General features: G+C 58.5%; 13 protein-coding genes and 2 pseudogenes. 8 read left to right on the top strand and 7 right to left on the bottom strand.

From position 1 onward, the window contains the following. Positions 1 to 6 precede the first annotated feature (6 nt). Positions 7 to 1,143, bottom strand: a pseudogene (locus ACMXYJ_RS15240) (HAD-IC family P-type ATPase); the annotation flags it as partial. 28 nt (positions 1,144 to 1,171) lie between these two features. Beyond that, positions 1,172 to 3,454 (bottom strand): heavy metal translocating P-type ATPase, encoded by a 2,283-nt coding sequence (locus ACMXYJ_RS15235; protein WP_415760485.1) that lies wholly within the window; start codon positions 3,452 to 3,454, stop codon positions 1,172 to 1,174. 280 nt (positions 3,455 to 3,734) lie between these two features. Here ACMXYJ_RS15235 and ACMXYJ_RS15230 point away from each other — a divergent pair, with 280 nt between their 5' ends. From ACMXYJ_RS15230 to arcC, 5 genes and pseudogenes are all read left to right on the top strand, one after another. After that, positions 3,735 to 5,228 (top strand): basic amino acid/polyamine antiporter, encoded by a 1,494-nt coding sequence (locus tag ACMXYJ_RS15230; protein ID WP_415760484.1) that lies wholly within the window; start codon positions 3,735 to 3,737, stop codon positions 5,226 to 5,228. A gap of 88 nt (positions 5,229 to 5,316) precedes the next feature. Continuing rightward, positions 5,317 to 5,733: pseudogene (locus ACMXYJ_RS15225) on the top strand (Hsp20/alpha crystallin family protein); the annotation flags it as partial. Positions 5,734 to 5,979: 246 nt separating this feature from the next. Then, on the top strand, positions 5,980 to 7,236 hold the full coding sequence (arcA, locus tag ACMXYJ_RS15220; protein ID WP_415760483.1) for an arginine deiminase: 1,257 nt from the start codon (positions 5,980 to 5,982) through the stop codon (positions 7,234 to 7,236). Positions 7,237 to 7,306: 70 nt separating this feature from the next. Further along, complete coding sequence (locus tag ACMXYJ_RS15215; protein WP_415760482.1) at positions 7,307 to 8,317, top strand: ornithine carbamoyltransferase; 1,011 nt, start codon at positions 7,307 to 7,309, stop codon at positions 8,315 to 8,317. A gap of 56 nt (positions 8,318 to 8,373) precedes the next feature. After that, entirely contained in the window at positions 8,374 to 9,303 is a 930-nt protein-coding gene (gene arcC, locus ACMXYJ_RS15210) for a carbamate kinase (RefSeq protein WP_095128425.1), read from the top strand. Positions 9,304 to 9,365: 62 nt separating this feature from the next. Here arcC and ACMXYJ_RS15205 read toward each other — a convergent pair whose 3' ends face one another. From ACMXYJ_RS15205 to ACMXYJ_RS15195, 3 genes are all read right to left on the bottom strand, one after another. Further along, the gene (locus ACMXYJ_RS15205) at positions 9,366 to 10,739 is read right to left on the bottom strand and encodes an MBL fold metallo-hydrolase RNA specificity domain-containing protein (RefSeq protein ID WP_415760481.1); all 1,374 of its coding nucleotides are present in this window, start codon (positions 10,737 to 10,739) and stop codon (positions 9,366 to 9,368) included. A 99-nt stretch (positions 10,740 to 10,838) separates the two neighbouring features. Continuing rightward, entirely contained in the window at positions 10,839 to 11,759 is a 921-nt protein-coding gene (locus ACMXYJ_RS15200) for a universal stress protein (protein ID WP_415760730.1), read from the bottom strand. A 78-nt stretch (positions 11,760 to 11,837) separates the two neighbouring features. Then, complete coding sequence (locus ACMXYJ_RS15195; RefSeq protein WP_415760480.1) at positions 11,838 to 12,092, bottom strand: Lpp/OprI family alanine-zipper lipoprotein; 255 nt, start codon at positions 12,090 to 12,092, stop codon at positions 11,838 to 11,840. Between the two features lie 233 nt (positions 12,093 to 12,325). On the opposite strand from ACMXYJ_RS15195, the gene ACMXYJ_RS15190 reads away from it, so the two are divergent. The 3 genes from ACMXYJ_RS15190 (at position 12,326) to ACMXYJ_RS15180 (ending at position 15,386) form a co-directional block, all read left to right on the top strand. Beyond that, complete coding sequence (locus ACMXYJ_RS15190; protein WP_415760479.1) at positions 12,326 to 12,973, top strand: BON domain-containing protein; 648 nt, start codon at positions 12,326 to 12,328, stop codon at positions 12,971 to 12,973. Between the two features lie 79 nt (positions 12,974 to 13,052). After that, positions 13,053 to 14,894, top strand: a complete 1,842-nt coding sequence (gene ftsH / locus ACMXYJ_RS15185; protein ID WP_415760478.1) for an ATP-dependent zinc metalloprotease FtsH — start codon at positions 13,053 to 13,055, stop codon at positions 14,892 to 14,894. A 66-nt stretch (positions 14,895 to 14,960) separates the two neighbouring features. After that, positions 14,961 to 15,386 carry a potassium channel family protein gene (locus ACMXYJ_RS15180; RefSeq protein WP_415760477.1) on the top strand — a complete coding sequence of 142 codons (426 nt, stop codon included), beginning with the start codon at positions 14,961 to 14,963 and terminating at the stop codon, positions 15,384 to 15,386. 69 nt (positions 15,387 to 15,455) lie between these two features. On the opposite strand, the gene ACMXYJ_RS15175 is transcribed toward ACMXYJ_RS15180, so the two are convergent. Further along, on the bottom strand, positions 15,456 to 16,340 hold the full coding sequence (locus tag ACMXYJ_RS15175) for a universal stress protein (RefSeq protein ID WP_415760476.1): 885 nt from the start codon (positions 16,338 to 16,340) through the stop codon (positions 15,456 to 15,458). A gap of 51 nt (positions 16,341 to 16,391) precedes the next feature. Continuing rightward, the gene (locus tag ACMXYJ_RS15170; protein ID WP_415760475.1) at positions 16,392 to 18,767 is read right to left on the bottom strand and encodes a phosphoketolase family protein; all 2,376 of its coding nucleotides are present in this window, start codon (positions 18,765 to 18,767) and stop codon (positions 16,392 to 16,394) included. Positions 18,768 to 18,857 lie beyond the last annotated feature (90 nt).

The raw sequence follows: 18,857 nt of genomic DNA, 5'->3' as shown, positions 1-18,857 counted from the left end.
TCGCTCATCGCTGTGCTCGTGATCGATGACCAGTGCTGACATCATTTTTCGATCGGAGGTAAACGGTATTTCCGCCACGCGTTCGAAGCGTTCGATGTTGCGTGCAGGTGCATCAAGTTTGCGCTCTGCCACCAGAAAGGCACCCTCGGTCGGATCTCCCCGAATCACCCAGTTGCCATCTTCCTGCTGCGCAAGCGCGGCATTACCGGCCAGGCTTCCGCCACGCAACAACAGGACATTTTCGCTGTGCACCGGGCCGCCGGCCATGGGCTGATCCTGGTGATGAATCTGGCCCTTCGGGGCGTAACCGACACCGCTGACCACGGCTTTGCCGGATGCCGTCATGGTTTGCTGGATGGTCATTTCGGATCGAGTCAGCGTACCAGTCTTGTCGGTGCAGATGACTGATGCAGACCCCAGAGTCTCCACTGAAGACAGTCGCTTGATGATGGCTTTGCTGCGGGCCATCCGCAGCATGCCGAATGCGAGCACCAGTGATAGAACGGCAGGCAGTCCCTCTGGCACCGCAGCCACCGCCAGGGACACACCTAGCAGGAGAACCCGCAGCACATCGTCGACAGTGTGAATTTCAGAGAGCATCAGTACTGCCACAACGACAACCGTAGCGATCACCAGAACTGCAATACCGAGCATCCGCCCTATTTCGCGCACTTCCTTTTGCAGAGGCGTTACCTCTTCGGGCGTGACATCCAGCAGATGAGCTATCGCCCCTACTTCAGTCGCCATACCGACTGCCGTGACGACGCCTAGCCCCGACCCCCGGGCGATGGCGGTGCCTTTGAACACCATATTGGAGCGCTCTGCCAAAGGCATGTCTGTGCGTAAACGCGCTGCATTTTTCGAGACCGGTTCACTCTCTCCGGTCAGCGATGCTTCCAGTACCCGTAAGGCATTGGCCTGAATGAGTCGAGCATCGGCGCCCACAAAATCGCCCTCGGATAACACCAGCAGGACAGGTTGGGGGCGCAACTCATTGGCCCCGTCACGGCCCAGATGCATTTGCGCCTGTGCACTGGACAAGCCTGCGCGGGTGTCAGAATCCAGCTCACGGACGATCGTTTCGACGTCTACGAGGTATGGAGAGGCGATACAACGCTTGCCACGCTCATCGGTCTTACTCATTTGATCCCCTTTTGTCGGACTTAATTTTCTAGCGCCAATCCAGATAACGAAACAGTTCCTCCTCCTGATCAAAGTGCAGTCGCACGAGGGTATCCAGACGAATCAGCTGATGCTGAATCTCATCAGCAGGTGCCGTTGCGGGGTCGGAACTGAAGTCGCTACTCATGCGCGTCAGTAAATGGATAAGGCGAAAAATCTCCCGGTGAGCGTGGCTCATAGCCGACATCGGGTCCTCGCCCGGCATGCTTCGCGTCAGCAGCGGGTACAGTGTGTTTTCATCTTCCCGCTCATGCTGCGCCAGTGATGTTTGCAGCTTGTTGACCAGCTCCACCAAGTCGGTCTGTGCTTGCGCAAGTGGGCGCTGGGCAAAGTCATTGGCCAGTTGGTGCAGATCGCTCAGTACGGTGGAGAGTTGCTGGTGTTCATCTTGCAGGCGATCAATATGCGCTGCGGCAAGCTTTCGTTTCCTCAGCTCCCACGATGGCCCCAGTGCCCGCAAGGCGTTAAGGATGATCACCACGTCGATGCCCTCCTGCACCACGGCGCCAATCAGCGGCGGCAGGTAACCGAGGGCCGCCACCGCCATGGCCAACAACGACATCCCCATGCCGACCAGCACACCCTGGCGGGCGATGTAGCGGGTGCGTCGGGCAATGTCCAGCGCCTCGACCAGACGATCCAGACGATCCACCAGCAGCACAACACCAGCGGCTTGTGCAGAAGCAGTGGCACCGCTGGCCCCCATGGCCACGCCGACATTCGCCGCTGCCAGCGCGGGGGCGTCGTTGATGCCATCGCCAACCATCAATGTGCTAGTGCGCAGGCAACCTTGCTGTACCGCACGCACTTTATCCTCAGGGGTCAACCCGGCATGCAGCTCGTCAATCCCGGCAGACAGCGCAATCATCTCGGCGGTTTCCAGGCGATCCCCGGTGAGCATGACGATCTTTTCGATGCCCCTATTGCGCAGTCGACGCAGAGTCTGTGGAGTTTCGCGCCGAACCTTGTCCGAGAAAACCAGCAGGCCCGCGAGTTGCCCATCCACGTCGATGAAGCTTCCACTGCACGCCAGGTAATCCATGTGGCGCAGCATGGCGGCGACCCAGTCAGTTTCAGGGGCGTCTTTGTGAGCAAAAGACAACGTGCCGAAACGCACCTGCACGCCATCGACGTGCCCACAAAGTCCAGAGCCTGGGATTTCTTCTACTTCCTGTGGGACGCTGAGAGGCAATTGACGCTGATGCGCCGCTTCAACAATTGCCTGAGAGACAGGATGCGTCGAGGCCTGCGCCAGCGAAGCGGCCAGGCCAAGCAGGCGCTGCGGATCGGCCAGTCCGTTGACCTCTATCGACTGCAGACGGGCATGGCCGCTGGTCAGCGTGCCGGTCTTGTCGAGGAACACCTGCTTGATTCCGGCCAACGCTTCCAGGGTCACGCCGTCCTTGATCAGGATCCCGCGCCGTGCTGCCCTGGAAATCCCCGACATGATGGCAATCGGTACAGCCAGAATCAAAGGGCAAGGTGTGGCCACCACCAGAACCGCCAGCGCTCGCAAAGGATCACCACTCAAATGCCAGGCCAATCCGGCAATCAGCAACGTCAGTGGGATGAAGAACAATGCATAGCGGTCGGCCAGGCGCACGAAAGGTGCGCGCGAACGACGTGCTTCCTCAGCCAGCCGCACTATGCCGGCATAGGTACTCTGCGCAGCCGTTCGCGTGGCGAATAGCAGGATGGGCGCACCGACATTGGATACGCCACTGGGCAGTTGCTCGCCCTCTCGACGGGTTACGGGCAACGACTCACCACTGAGCGCCGATTCGTCGAGAATGGCCGCATGACTCAGCAGGCGACCATCGACCGGTATCACCTCTCCCAACCGCACCAGCAATGTTTGATTTAGCTGGACCTGCTCAACGGGGATCTGGCGCAAGCCACCCTCCTCCTGCAACCAGGCAAAACGTGGCGCCCGGTCGATGAGCGCACGAAGCTCGCGGTCGGCGCGTTGCTTGGTGAAAAACTCCAGGGTTCGTCCGGTCGCCAGCATCAAGGCAATCACCGCCGCCACGAGTGTCTGCTCAAAGACCAGGGCGGCAGTGATCGACAGCAGCGCGATCAGGTCGACACCGGCCTCGCGTCGGGCCAGGCGCCTGACGATCTCAATGAGCAGGACCGCGGACATCACCAGACTGCCTGCGGCCCAGCACATCGATGCCCAATCAGGTTCTTGCGCAACATACGCAACGCCGCCGGCCAGCAGCGCCAGAGCGGTGAGCAGCAATAGAACGGGGTCCAGCCATTTGCTGAGCATCGAAGTGAGTTCCTCAAAAGCGATTGGCATGCCTCGCTGTAAAAACATCTGTCGCTCATCGAGGTAGAGCTTAGGACTCGAATGTCTTTCGTGTCCGGCGAGGCGCCACAATTGAGGCGTTGGACACAACGCAGGTCATGGCTGTGCCCGGACAAACCAGGTGTTTGCCCTCTTTCTGATCTAAATCAACCAGGCCTTGGACGTTCACGTAGAAATTAGAGTCAGCAGTCGCACCATCACATTCAATGGATGCAGAAACTCTCGTTTCGTGGAGGCTCCCATGGCTACGCACCTGCAAGGCACCCAACCGGTCGTCCCACCGACTGCCACCCACCCCCTTGCAGGCAGTTTGCGAAAGGTGGAACCCAAGCGCCTGTCCTTGAGCCTGCTGATTGCCCTGGTGGTCGGTTCGATGATCGGCAGCGGCATTTTCAGCCTGCCGCAAAACATGGCAGTCAGTGCGGGTGCCGGGGCGATCCTGATGGGTTGGCTGATCACCGGCGTCGGCATGCTGTCGCTGGCGCTGGTCTATCAGACCTTGTCCAACCGCCAACCGGCGCTGGACAACGGCGTGTTCGCCTACGCCCGCGCCTTGGGTGGCGAATACCTCAGCTTCAACTCAGCCTGGGGCTACTGGATCAGCGCCTGGATCGGCAACGTCAGCTACCTGGTGATTTTGTTCGCTGCGCTGAGTTATTTCTTCCCCCTGTTCGGTGAAGGTAATAACAAAGCTGCGATTGCCGGGGCGTCCGTGGTGCTGTGGTCGTTGCACTGGATGATTCTCAGGGGCATGCACACGGCAGCGCGCGCCAACGCGTTGACGACGGTGGCCAAGATCGTGCCGTTGCTGCTGTTTATTGGTGTGGTGATAGCGGCTTTCCAGCGTGAAACCTTCAGTGTCGACTTCTGGGGGTCGCCCGCGCTGGGCAGCACCCTCGATCAAGTCAAAAGCACCATGTTGGTGACTGTCTGGGTGTTCATCGGGATTGAGGGCGCCAATGTGTTCTCTGCCCGCGCAGCGGAGCGGGCCAATGTCGGCCGCGCCACGGTCATCGGCTTTGTCATCACCCTGTTGCTGTTGATTGCAGTGTCGTTACTCTCGCTGGGCATTCTCAGACAACCTGAACTGGCCGCCCTGAAAAATCCTTCGATGGCCGGCGTGCTTCAGGCCGCAGCCGGGCCATGGGGCGCGGTGTTGATCAGCATTGGCTTGATCATTTCGGTGGGGGGCGCCCTACTCGCCTGGACGCTGCTGGCGGCGGAATCGGTGTTCACACCGGCCAAGGAAAAGGTCATGCCCGGCGCGCTCGCCGTGGAAAACACCCAGGGTGTGCCGGCCAATGCGCTGTGGATCACCAACAGCTGCATTCAACTGTTCCTGTTACTGACGCTGTACTCGAGCGCCAGTTACCTCGCGCTGATTTCCCTGGCCACCTCGATGATTCTGCTGCCGTACCTGTTCAGCGGGCTGTATGCGCTGAAACTGACCTGGCAGGGCCAGACCTATGCCGGCCACCGCGCCCTGCAACTACGCGACATGGCCATCGCCTCGATCGCCACACTGTATTGCCTGTGGCTGCTGTATGCCGCCGGGCCTAAATACATGTTGCTCAGCGCTTTGCTCTACGCCCCCGGTTCGTTGATTTACCTGGCCACCATGAAGGCTCGTCAGGGGCAACCGCTCAGCGGCCCCGAGACGGGACTGTTGATCATTATCTGGACGGCGGCAGCCTTCGCCGGCTGGATGCTGTGGTCCGGGACACTGGCGTTGTAGGGGCAGTGTCATGTGTTTGTTCTGTCGTGGTGGACCGGCAAACGGGGTGTTTGCGATCCATCTCTATCACCCAAGAGGAGAAATCAAAATGAGCAACAGCGAAAAAAAAGTGCCGGTTCATAGCGACAACAAAGCCAGTCAGCATCCGGTGGCAACAGACCTTTGGCGCCCCCTGGAAAAACTCCGCCAGCAGGTTGATCACTTGTTCGAAGACTTCAATCGCGGCTCTGGGCTGTCGCCATTCGGTCGCGGGCTGTTCGATGTCGAGTCGCTCTGGCGTCGGGAGTTGATTGGTCACTGCCTGCCTGCCGTGGACATCACCGAGAAAGACAAAAGCTTCGAAATCACTGCCGAACTGCCCGGTATGGATCAGAAAAACATTGAGATCAAACTGTCCAACGGCAGCCTGATCATCAAAGGCGAAAAGAAAGAGGACAAGGAAGAAAAAAGGAAGGGCTATCACCTCAGCGAGCGTCACTACGGTTCCTTCGAACGGGTGTTCAACCCAGTTCCGCCAGCTCATCTTTGATTTTCTCGAACCTGGGTCCGAAGCAGGCGACCCCCTACTTCCGTTGGCGAGAAACTACAGGGGGGCGGGTTAATAAGCGCAAGCCATGTTGCTGTTCAAGGCGGCCATGGTTTGGCTAAGGATATCCGCACAACCCGCCGCGCGCATGCCGTTTAAGTTTCCTGTCCCTGTAAGCCCCTCGCTGTGAAGAGGGAATGAGTTGTCATCTGGAGGATCACTGCAATGACCACGGAAAAAGTTAAGTACGGCGTACATTCCGAAGCCGGCAAACTGCGCAAAGTCATGGTTTGCTCTCCAGGCCTGGCCCATCAGCGGCTGACCCCGAACAACTGCGACGAGCTTCTTTTCGATGATGTGCTGTGGGTCGCCCAAGCCAAGCGCGACCATTTCGACTTCGTCACCAAAATGCGCGAGCGCAATGTCGACGTACTGGAAATGCACAACCTGCTGACCGACATCGTCGCCATCCCTGAAGCCCTGAACTGGATCCTGGAGCGCAAGATCACCGCCAATTCAGTGGGCTTGGGCCTGGTCAACGAAGTCAGCTCGTGGCTGCGCAGCCTGGAGTCGCGCAAGATTGCCGAGTTCCTGATTGGCGGCGTGTCGGCGGATGATCTGCCGGACAGCTTCGGCGGCAAGACCATTCAGATGTTCCGCGATTTCCTCGGCCACTCGAGCTTCATTCTGCCGCCGTTGCCCAACACCCAGTTCACCCGCGACACCACCTGCTGGATTTTCGGTGGCGTGACTCTGAATCCGATGCACTGGCCGGCGCGCCGTCAGGAAACGTTGCTGGCCAGCGCCATCTACAAATTCCACCTGGAGTTCACCAACGCTGACTTCCAGATCTGGTATGGCGATCCGGATCAGGAACACGGCAACGCCACACTCGAAGGCGGCGACGTGATGCCAATCGGCAACGGCGTGGTCTTGATCGGCATGGGCGAACGGTCGTCGCGCCAGGCCATCGGCCAACTGGCGGTGAACCTGTTCAAGCACAACGTCGTAGAGCGCGTGATCGTCGCAGGCCTGCCGAAATCCCGCGCAGCGATGCACCTGGACACCGTGTTCAGCTTCTGCGACCGCGACCTGGTGACGATTTTTCCGGAAGTGGTCAGCCAGATCGTCGCCTTCACCCTGCGCCCTGACGACAGCAAACCGGGCGGTATCGACATTCGTCGCGAAGAAACCAACTTCCTCGACACCGTGGCCAAAGCTCTCAACCTGAAAACGTTGCGCGTGGTGGAAACCGGCGGCAACAGCTTCGCCGCCGAGCGCGAGCAGTGGGACGACGGCAACAACGTGGTGGCCGTGGAACCGGGCGTGGTGATCGGCTACGACCGCAACACCTACACCAATACGCTGCTGCGCAAGGCCGGTGTGGAAGTCATCACCATCAGCGCCAGCGAACTCGGTCGCGGGCGTGGTGGTGGCCATTGCATGACCTGCCCGATCATCCGCGATCCTATCGACTATTAATTCCTGTGCCCTGCTTCGCGCTCATAAAGCGGGAGGCAGGTGGATACCCCAAACTCAAGGAGATCCCATCATGGCTTTCAACATGCGCAACCGCAGCCTGCTCTCGCTGATGCACCACACGACTCGCGAGCTGCACTACCTGCTGGACTTGTCCCGTGACCTCAAACGCGCCAAGTACACCGGTACCGAGCGTGCGCACCTGCAAGGCAAAAACATCGCACTGATCTTCGAAAAAACCTCGACCCGCACCCGTTGCGCCTTCGAAGTCGCGGCCCACGACCAAGGCGCTCACGTCACCTACATCGACCCGGTGTCGTCGCAGATCGGCCACAAGGAAAGCATGAAGGACACCGCCCGCGTGCTGGGGCGGATGTTCGACGCCATTGAGTACCGCGGCTTCGAACAGGACATCGTCGAAGAGCTGGCCAAGTTCGCCGGCGTGCCGGTGTTCAATGGCTTGACCGCTGAATTCCATCCGACGCAAATGATCGCCGACACCCTGACCATGCGTGAACACAGCGACAAGCCGCTGCACGACATCAGCTACGCCTACCTCGGCGACGCCCGCTACAACATGGGTAATTCGCTGCTGATGATCGGCGCCAAACTGGGCATGGACGTGCGCATCGCCGCACCGAAAGCCTTGTGGCCGCACGCTGATTTCATTGCTCAATGCAAAGCCTTCGCCGAAGACAGTGGCGCACGCATCACCATCACCGAAGACCCGAAAGAAGCGGTCAAAGGCGTGGACTTCATCCACACCGACATCTGGGTGTCGATGGGTGAGCCCGTGGAAGCGTGGGACGAGCGCATCGAGCAACTGCTGCCGTATCAGGTGAACGCCGCCATGATGAAAGCCTCCGGCAATCCGCGCGTGAAATTCATGCACTGCCTGCCGGCGTTCCACAACAGCGAAACCAAGGTCGGCAAAGACATCGCCGCGCGCTATCCGTACCTGGCCAACGGTATTGAGGTGACTGAAGAGGTCTTCGAATCGCCGGCCAACATCGCCTTCGAGCAAGCGGAAAACCGCATGCACACCATCAAGGCGATTCTGGTGTCGGCGTTGGCAGATATCTAACCGTATCGATCGTCTCCACGTATCGCGCGGAGCGATGTTACTAAAAGGAATGCATTATGCGTATCGTCGTTGCTTTGGGCGGTAACGCCCTGCTCCGCCGGGGTGAACCCATGACCGCGGACAACCAGCGCGCCAACATCCGGATCGCCGCTGAGCAGATCGCAAAGATCCACCCTGGCAACCAACTGATAATCGCCCACGGCAATGGTCCACAAGTCGGCCTGCTGTCGTTGCAAGCGGCGGCCTACACCTCGGTGTCCCCTTACCCGTTGGACGTGCTTGGCGCCGAAACCGACGGCATGATCGGCTACATCATCGAGCAGGAACTGGGCAACCTGCTGGACTTCGAAGTGCCGTTTGCCACGCTGCTGACTCAGGTCGAAGTCGACGCCAACGACCCGGCGTTCCAGCACCCGAGCAAACCCATCGGCCCGGTCTACACCAAGGCCGAAGCGGAAAAACTCGCCGCGGAAAAAGGCTGGGCCATTGCCCCGGACGGCGACAAATACCGCCGAGTGGTCGCCAGCCCAAGACCGAAACGCATCTTCGAAATCCGCCCGATAAAATGGTTGCTGGAAAAAGGCAGCATCGTGATTTGTGCCGGCGGTGGCGGCATTCCGACGGTGTACGGCGCCGATGGCAAACTCCAGGGTGTGGAAGCGGTGATCGACAAGGACCTGTGCTCGGCGCTGCTGGCCGAACAGCTGAACAGTGATCTGTTGGTGATCGCCACCGACGTCAACGCCGCCTTCATCGACTTCGGCAAACCCACCCAGAAAACTATCGCCCATGCTCATCCTGATGAACTGGAAAAACTTGCCTTCGCGGCCGGCTCCATGGGGCCAAAGGTGCAGGCAGCCTGCCAGTTCGCTCGCAACACCGGCAAAGTGGCAGCCATCGGGTCACTGGCCGACATTGAAGACATCGTCAACGGCGCAGCAGGCACTCAAATCAGTACAACCGAGGAAGGTATCCGCTTCCGTTGACATTGCTTGTGGGTACTGAAGGGCACCCGCTGATGAGGGTCCTCTCGTCAGCGTAATGAACTTCAAGGCTGATCAATTTGGATTAGTTCGACGCTGTCGCGATACTCCGGCACCGAAACCGACCACCCCAATTCCAGGCTGATACGTCGACGCAGTACATCCGAAGCATTGGGCTCGCCGTGCACCACGTAGGTGTGTTTCGGCGGCCGCTTGAATCCGCGCAGCCATTGCATGATTTCATCGGCGTCGGCGTGCGCGGACAGGGTTTCCATCGGCACCACCTCAGCCCTTATCGGTACATCCTTGCCGTGAATGCGCACCGAAGGAGCGCCCGCAATAATTTGCGCGCCACGGGTACCGCCGGCCTGGAAACCAGGTACGAGTAACGTATTGATTGGGTTGGGGGCCAGCGCCTTGAGGTGGTGGATCACACGCCCCCCCGTGGCCATGCCGCTGGCAGCGATAATCACCGCCGGGGTGCGCTGCTGATCCAGTTTGATCGAATCCGCGGTGGTGCGCACGAACTGTGCGACGTGACACATGCCTTCGCATTCTTCGGGGGACAAACGGTGCTCGCTGCGAAAACGCTGGTACAAACTCGTGACGTCGGTGGCCATCGGGCTGTTGAGATAGATCGGCACATCGGGAATCGCGTGTCGTTGTTTCAGCCGATATAGGTGGTACATCAACAGTTGGGCGCGCCCTACCGCGAACGACGGCACCAAGGTAATGCCATGACGCAGCGTGGTGCGGGTGATGACTTCGGCCAATTGCGCCTCCGGCGACTCGACCGGATGCTTGCGATCACCATAGGTCGATTCCACGAGCAGGTAATCAGCCTGCTCGATGATTTCTGGAGCGAACATCAATGGATCATCTGGCCGCCCCAGATCCCCTGAACAGACAAGCGTGATGCCATCGGTGATCACCTCCACCGTAGCCGCGCCCAATATATGCCCCGCGCAACGAAGCTGGATGGTCATGCCCGGGACAATTTCGACCCTGTGATGCAACTCCACTGGTCGTAACAGTTTCAGTGCCCGCTCGGCATCTTGCTCGGTATAAAGTGGCAACGCCGGTTTGTGCCGGGAGAAACCATGCCGATTGGCGAACTCGGCGGCTTCTTCCTGTAAGCGGCCGCTGTCCAATAGAAGGATCCTCACCAGCTCACAGGTGGCGGGTGTGGCATAAACCGGACCGCGATAACCGCTACGCACCAATACGGGTAGGTAGCCGCTGTGATCCAGATGGGCATGGGTAAGGACGATGGCGCCGAGGTTGCCAACCGGGAGCTGGAACGGGTCCCAGTTATGCAACCGCAGTTGTTTATAGCCCTGGAACAGGCCGCAATCGATCAGTACGTGTTGGTCGCGATGTTCCAGCAGGTATTTGCTGCCGGTGACTGTGCCTGCTGCACCGAGAAATGTCATTCGCATGACCGTCTCCTTGAACATTCATGGGAGCGCTATTGATCGCCCCTTTTGGCGCAAGAGCAGTTGATTTTTATCAACAGCGGGTGCGACCGGGTCGTCGTTTCAGTCAAACCAAGGCAATGGCTTGACGATCGTCAAGCTGCACGGGGCCCTGTTCAGTACGCTCTCGGCAGTACTGCCGATCAACCTGTCGATCCCGTGGTGATAGACCGTGCCCAGCACCACCATGTCGAATGCATTCTGTTGGGCGAAAAGTCCGATCACCTTGTGGGGAATGCCGGTCAGTAGATGTTGGCATTTTTTTTCGATGCCATAGCGTTCGACAAGTACCTCAAAGGCCTCCTCCTGGGCATCGTTGACTGCGTCTCTCAAATTGTCATCCAGACTCAGTGTCGGCACACTCCTCGTAGCGTCGCCCATCACCGACCAGTTATTGACATTCAACACGTGCAAGGCGGCGCCACAGGAGGCCGCCAACGTTGAGGCCAGGTCGAGAATCCGGTCATTGAGCCCTTGGGTCAGCTCCTCCAGATGGGACAGATCGATGGTCGCTAGAATTTTCAACGGTTCGGGATTCTTAGCTTCAGTAACCAGATGCAAGGGGGCCGGACAGTTGCGCAGCAACAGCCAGTCCAGGGGCCGATGGAACGCGCGATCGAGTGCCGGTACATGCTGGGTGTCCTTGATCACCAGATCCGCATGGAAGTCATTGACGTACTCAAGCATATGCGCCGGGGTGGATTTGGCCCAGACCACCTCGGTGGTTACCTGCAACCCGATGCATCGCTGAAACCGGGCTTGCTGCTCCAGCCAGTGTCGATGCACCTGCAAGTAGCCCTCCCGTGCCTGGGCCATCGCATCGTGATCAAACAGCCCGGCCACCGCCAGCGCTTGCACATAGTCGAATGCGACGATGTGCAACAAGGCTCCGGTGGCACAGGCCAGTGCATGCGCCCGGTCAAACGCCGGGGTGCGGGTCATTTCGCTGGGGGCAATCAATAGGATACGTTTAAGTTTCAGCATCATAGACCTCGTCCTTGGAACGCGTTACCTGCCTGACTGCAAACCCGACTTCCTGTCAGGGACTCGTGCAATCGCTCATTACTTGCCAGACGCTTTATTGGTCATCCGACTGGCGCGTACCTTCTCCTCATCAGCAGTGCGTAGCGCCTGACTGGCCGTTGCCTGCGCCTGTTCCGCCTTGATGTAGGCCTCATCGGCCCTGAGTCTCGCCGTTGCGGCGTTATTTTCGGCGGCCTCCAATCGGGCGTCGAACTCCTGAGTGTGCTTATGACTGCAACCGGCAGTCGATGCCAACAATACGCTCAGCAATACAAAGGAAAAGCGCTTATTCATGACTTTTTCCCCTCGGTTTAACGCAACTGGAAAATCTATAGATAGTTGACCCAAGTATCTGACGTTATCGCCTGCACACTCTGATTTTTGTCAACTAATGGCCCGCTGGCGATTAGTGAGGAACTCACTGAAGCCTTGTTGATTTAACTCAATGTCTTTGCGCTGCTCAGGCGTAAAAAAAAAGAACCGGGCGCTGCGTCCCGTCAATACCGCATCAAAAAGAGGACACCGTCATGAGCGACTTGAGCCTGCGTAAAACTATTTTGGAAGAGCTGGAATTCGTGCCGGAAATCGATGCTGCCAACATCGGCGTTGCGGTGGACAATGGCGTCGTCACGCTCTCCGGTCACGTCAGCAACTACACCCAGAAAATCAGTGCGGAACGCGCGGTGAAAGGCATCAAAGGCGTTCGTGCGCTAGCCGATGAAATTCAAGTCAGGCTGGCCAAAAACACGGGTACTTCGGACGACTCGATCGCCACCCGCGCCTTGAAAATCATCCATTGGAGTTCCGACGTTCCCGAAGGCGACGTCAAAGTCATCGTGCAGAGCGGACGGATCACCCTGGAAGGCCAAGTGGACTGGCAATACCAGAAAGAAACCGTGGAGCGGTCGGTGCGCAAGTTATCCGGCGTGGTTGGCGTGAGTAATCGCCTCACCTTGCGCCCTCGGCTGGATGTCTTCGATATCCAGCAACGTATCGAGGCAGCGCTAAAGCGTAGCGCCGAAGTGGATGCCCAGGAGATTCACGTCACTGTCGAGGGTGATGTGGTGAGACTCGAAGGCCGGGTTCACTTGTGGCGCGAACGCCAGATAGCGGAACGGGCTGCATGGTCGGTGCCGGGCGTAAGCAAAGTGGAAGACCATTTACTGCTTGCGTGAGCTAATACCCCTGGGGAGCCGGTGGTTTTCCAGGCGGATTACGGGCTGCCCGGCCCGTGTTTTTTGTCGAGTCATCGCCATGAAAAAGAACCACCAATGGAACCTGTCCTACTTCGCGATCGCGTTTGTCGTGCTCACCCTCGTTCAATTTCTGTTTATTGATCGTCGTGTCGTGCAGAGCATTCCATACAGTCAGTTTTTGCAACTGCTGAACGAGCAAAAGGTCAGCGATTTACGGGTCGAGAAGGATCAGATCAGCGGCAAACTGCAGGAGCCCATTGACGGGCACAACCTGTTCTCCACCGTGCGGGTCGATCCGGCGCTGGCGACGGAACTCGCGCAATCGGGTGTCGGCTTTACCGGGGTAAACGAAAACACCTTTTTGAATGGACTGCTGGGCTGGCTGCTGCCGTTTTTCCTGATCATGGTGATCTGGCATTTTCTGTTTCGCTCCATGGCGGAAAAACAAGGCATGGGCGGGTTGATGAACATCGGCAAGTCCCGGGCCAAGGTGTTCGTCCAGCGCGATACCGGGGTGACCTTCGCCGATGTCGCGGGTATCGATGAAGCCAAGGCCGAACTGGTAGAAATCGTCTCTTTTCTCAAGGACAAGGCCAAATACGCACGCTTGGGGGCGCACATTCCCAAGGGCACGTTGTTGGTCGGTCCGCCGGGAACCGGCAAAACCCTGGTGGCCAAAGCCATTGCGGGTGAAGCCGGTGTGCCGTTTTTCTCGATCTCGGGGTCAGAATTTGTCGAAATGTTCGTTGGAGTCGGTGCCGCCCGTGTGCACGACTTATTCGAGCAAGCGCGGCAGGCGGCGCCCTGCATCATCTTCATCGACGAACTGGATGCGCTGGGCAAAATGCGAGGCGTTGGCGCATTTGGCGGCAATGACGAAAAGGAGCAAACCCTCAACCAGCTACTGGCAGAACTGGACGGATTCGATCCTCGTGAGGGCGTTGTATTACTGGCTGCGACCAATCGGCCAGAGATCCTGGACCCGGCGCTGCTGCGAGCCGGCCGGATCGACCGCCAGGTGCTCATTGATCGCCCGGACCGTAAAGGCCGGCAAGCGATTCTCAAGGTCCATCTGCAAAAAATCACTGTGGAGCCGGGCCTGGATGGCGAGCGTATTGCCGACATCACCACGGGCTTCACGGGCGCTGATCTGGCTAATCTGGTCAACGAAGCGGCGATCGTGGCCACTCGTCGTGGCGCCGAAGCAGTCAGCCTGGATGACTTCACGGCGGCAGTGGAACGTATCGTCGCGGGGGTTGAACGCAAGAGCAGCGTGCTACACCCCGACGAGCGCCAGGTGGTGGCGTATCACGAAATGGGGCATGCCCTGGCTGCCAGTAGCCTGCCGGCCATGGACCCCGTTCACAAAGTCTCCATTGTGCCCCGAGCCATCGGCTCGCTGGGCTATACGCTGCAGAGGCCGACCGAGGATCACTTCCTCATCAGTTGTCAAATGCTCAAGGACCGGATTGTTGTTCTGATGGCCGGACGCGCCGCCGAATACCTTGCTTATGGCCAGATTTCTACCGGGGCTGCCGATGATCTGGCTCGCGCCACTGATATCGCCCGACAATTGATCACCCGGTTTGGCATGAGCACCGAACTCGGACAGTCGGTGCTGGAGCGGCAAAGCGCGACCTATCTGGGCGAGCGTATGCAGGGTGTTGGTGAGAAAGACTATTCGGAACAAACGGCCAGGGAAGTTGACCTGGGTATTCGTGCCCTGCTCGATGAAGCCTATGGGCGGGCAAAAGCCCTGCTTGACAGTCGTCGGGGTGACCTGGACGCCGGTGCACACTTGTTGCTGGAAAAAGAAACCCTGACGCCCGAAGAGTTTCCACCGCTCATGCCGATCAAACCCGCCCCGCCATCCTCCCAACTGACCGTGACGCCACCCTGAGGAACGTGTCTTGATGACACCCCTTAGTGCGGACCGCTACGCATTCTCTACCGCCGGAGGTTCGCCATGCTGGCAGTCACGTTGATCAATACACTGGTGGTGGTCATCGTCGTGGTGATCCACTACGAATGCCTGTTACGTCTGAATGATTGGCTGCCGCGGCTCAAGCTTTGGAGCCGTTTCAGGATTGTCGTCGGGGTGTTCGGCGCCCTGATAGCCCACGCGCTAGAAGTCTGGTGCTTCGCGCTGGTCTATTACCTGATGGTGCGCTCCGGCGAATGGGGCGGCCTGACGGGCAACTTCGATGGTTCGCTGCTGGACTGCGTCTATTTTTCCTTCACGACCTACACGACGATCGGTTTCGGCGATATTTCACCCGTGGGTAATCTCAAGTACCTGACCGGCCTGCAAGCATTGACCGGTCTGGTACTCATCACCTGGACGGCCTCGTTTCTATTTCTCGAAATGCAGAAATACTGGAAGAGCAAATAACAAGCACAGGCATACGCTCTGCCAGACCCGTCTGTCGGTCTGGCATAAGCGGCCTGTGTCTCTTCAGGCTCAGACCGCCAGGACGCTGCAAGGCACCTGATACAAAATATGCTCGGTCGTACTGCCCAACAGCTTGTCCACCCCATGGGATTGGACTCTACCCATCACGATCACATCCACTTGATGCTCGTTAGCGAACTCGCTCAGCGCCGTGACGGGGTGTCCTTGAATGAAGTGTCGACGATCAGAGGGCACACCATACCGACCGGCCAAGTTGAGGAAAGATTTTTCCAGGTCTCTGCGCAACGCTTTGGTGAGGTCAGCCAGCGTAAGACCGCCCATGTCCGCCAGAAAGGCGGCGGAAATATTGCAGGCGTACAGCAAATGCAACTCGGCATCACACTGCATGGCGAGGCCGCTGGCTTGCTGGATGATCCGGTCATTGAGTTCGTCGTCGGGAGACTCGGCATCCGACACCTCGACCGCCGCCACAACCTTGCGTGGCAAGACGAAGCCGCTCCCGCCCACCAGGTAAACCGGTATCGAACAGTGACGCAGCAAATGCCAGTCCAGAGGCGTGAAAAAGGCACGCTTGAGCGCTGATTCATGCTGAACTTCCTTGATCAACAGGTCGGGCTGCATTTCCGAGACGTGATCCAGGATGTCTTGCTTCATGTCATCGGCCCAGGCCACCTCGGTGGTCACATCGATCCCCCTGCCCCGCAGATTTTTTGCCTGGTCCTTTAGCCAGTCATGATGGTCTTGCAGGTAACGCTCCCGAGCCTTTTCCCGGTCGCCTTCTTCGAGCAGCGACAACATTTTCAACGAAGGAATCAAGGCGGCAATATGCAAACTCGCGCTGCTGGCCTTGGCCAGCGCTGCAGCATGATTGATTGCCTGGGAATGGCGCAGGGCCGGGTTGATGATCAGTAACAACCGTTGATACTGGCTCATGATCTGCCTCCAGTCAGGTGGGTATTCGATGCCGCGCGGCCCTGTCGGACCTCAGCGACCCGCCACTGGCGTCCATTGCCAGTTCAGTACTTCGGGCATGTCTTGCCCGTGTTCAATGAGGTAAAGCTTGTGTTTCTCCAGGGTCGACCAATAGCGCGACCGCGCGGTTTGTAACTGATCGTGCAGCCGGGGCACCCGCTCGATGACGTCCAGCGCCAATTGATAGCGATCCAGGTTGTTGATCACCGCCATGTCGAACGGTGTTGTGGTCGCGCCCTCCTCCTTGAAACCACGAACGTGGAAATTCTCGTGATTGTTGCGTTTGTACAACAGTCGGTGGATCAGCGCAGGGTAGCCATGGAAGGCGAAGATCACCGGTTTGTCGACGGTAAACAATTCATCGAACGCACTGTCCGACAAGCCGTGGGGATGCTGGAACGACGGCTGCAGCACCATCAAGTCCACGACATTGACCACCCTCACCCGCAGATCCGGTACGTACTCGCGCAACAGGGTCACGGCGGCCAGGGTTTCCAAAGTCGGGACGTCACCGGCACAGGCCATGACCACGTCCGGGTCTTGATCATCCCGGCATGCCCAGTCCCATCGACCGATGCCGGTCTGGCAATGACCGATGGCGGCATCGATATCCAGCCACTGCCATTCCGGTTGCTTGCCGGCGACGATGACATTGATGTAGTTGCGGCTTCTCAGACAGTGGTCAGCCACCGACAACAGGCAATTGGCATCGGGCGGCAGGTAGATCCGCACGACGTCCGACTTTTTATTGGCCACCAGATCGATGAACCCCGGGTCCTGGTGGGAAAAACCGTTATGGTCCTGGCGCCAGACATGGGACGTCAGCAAATAATTGAGCGAAGCAACGGGTTTGCGCCACGGCACCTCTGCGGCGGTTTTCAGCCATTTGGCATGCTGATTGACCATCGAGTCGACGATATGGATGAACGCCTCGTAACAGGACAACAAACCATGGCGGCCCGTCAGCAAATAGCCTTCGAGCCAACCCTCGCACACCTGTTCGCTGAGGATCTCCATGACCCGGCCATCGACCGACAGGTTCACATCGTCCGGCTCCAGCGGCTCCATCCATGCTTTGGCGCTGACCTCGTAGACCGCATCCAGTCGATTCGACGCAGTTTCATCCGGGCCGAACAGACGAAAGTTTTTCGATAGCAGATTGTTTTTCATCACATCGCGTAAAAAAGTGCCCAGTACCCGCGTGGCCTCTGCGCGCAGGCTGCCAGGCGCTTCGAATTTCACGGCATAGTCGCTAAAGCGCGGTAAATCCAGAGGTCGCAACAGCAATCCACCGTTGGCATGGGGATTGGCGCTCATGCGCCGGTGCCCGGTGGGTGCCAGTGCGGCGATCTCCGGCAGCAAGGCGCCATTGGCATCAAACAGTTCACCGGGACGATAGCTTTCGAGCCATTCCTCCAGTTGCCGCAGGTGAATCGGCTGCTGGAAATCGGCCAGCGGCACTTGATGCGCGCGCCAGGTGCCTTCGACGCGATGGCCATCGACGAATTTCGGTCCGGTCCAGCCTTTGGGCGTGCGCAATATCAGCATTGGCCAAAGCGGTCGCTCTGGTGGTCCGGATGGCCCAGACCGACGCGCCTCAAGCTGGATTTCACGAATTTTCAGCACCATCGTGTCCAGCGTTAGAGCCATCGCCTGATGCACCTGCACCGGGTCATCACCTTCGACGAAATACGGGTCGTAACCATAGCCATACATCAGCGCTGACAGTTCCTCCTCACTGATTCTGGACAGCACCGTGGGGTTGGCGATTTTGTAGCCGTTGAGGTGCAGGATCGGCAATACAGCCCCGTCACGAGCAGGGTTGAGGAACTTGTTGGAGTGCCAACTGGCCGCCAGCGTACCGGTTTCGGCCTCGCCATCACCGATCACGCAGGCGACGATCAGGTCAGGGTTATCAAATGCGGCCCCGTAGGCATGGGCCAGGCAATAGCCCAGTTCGCCGCCTTCATGGATCGAGCCCGGAATCTGCGCCGACACATGGCTGGAGATCCCGTATGGCCAGGAAAACTGCCGAAACAGGCGAACCAAACCGTTGGTGTTGCGTTCCACCGAGGGATAAAACTCGGTATACGTCCCTTCCAGATAAGTCTGCGCGACAACCGCTGGCCCACCATGACCGGGGCCGGCAACGAAGAGCATGTTCAGGTCGTACTGGTTGATCAACCGATTGAGGTGGGTGTAGATCAGGTTCAGCCCGGGCGTTGTGCCCCAATGGCCCAACAGACGCGGCTTGATGTGCGCCCGGGTCAGGGGCTGCTTGAGTAGCGGGTTGTCCTTGAGGTAAATCTGCCCGACAGCTAGATAATTGGATGCGCGCCAATAGGCATCCAGCCCCTCCAGTTGTTCAGCATTCAGGAAATCGCTCATGAAGTTCTCCGTCAACGGCTCGACCCACTGCTAGTCATTCGTGGATTCTGGGAGTCTGAAACGCCCAGGACTTGATTTACATCAAGTCTC

The sequence above is a fragment of the Pseudomonas arabinosi genome (genome assembly GCF_047758675.1).
GTDB lineage: Bacteria > Pseudomonadota > Gammaproteobacteria > Pseudomonadales > Pseudomonadaceae > Aquipseudomonas > Aquipseudomonas arabinosi.
The sequence above is the reverse complement of the archived record's forward strand: the minus strand, read 5'-3'. Positions and strand labels throughout refer to the sequence as shown.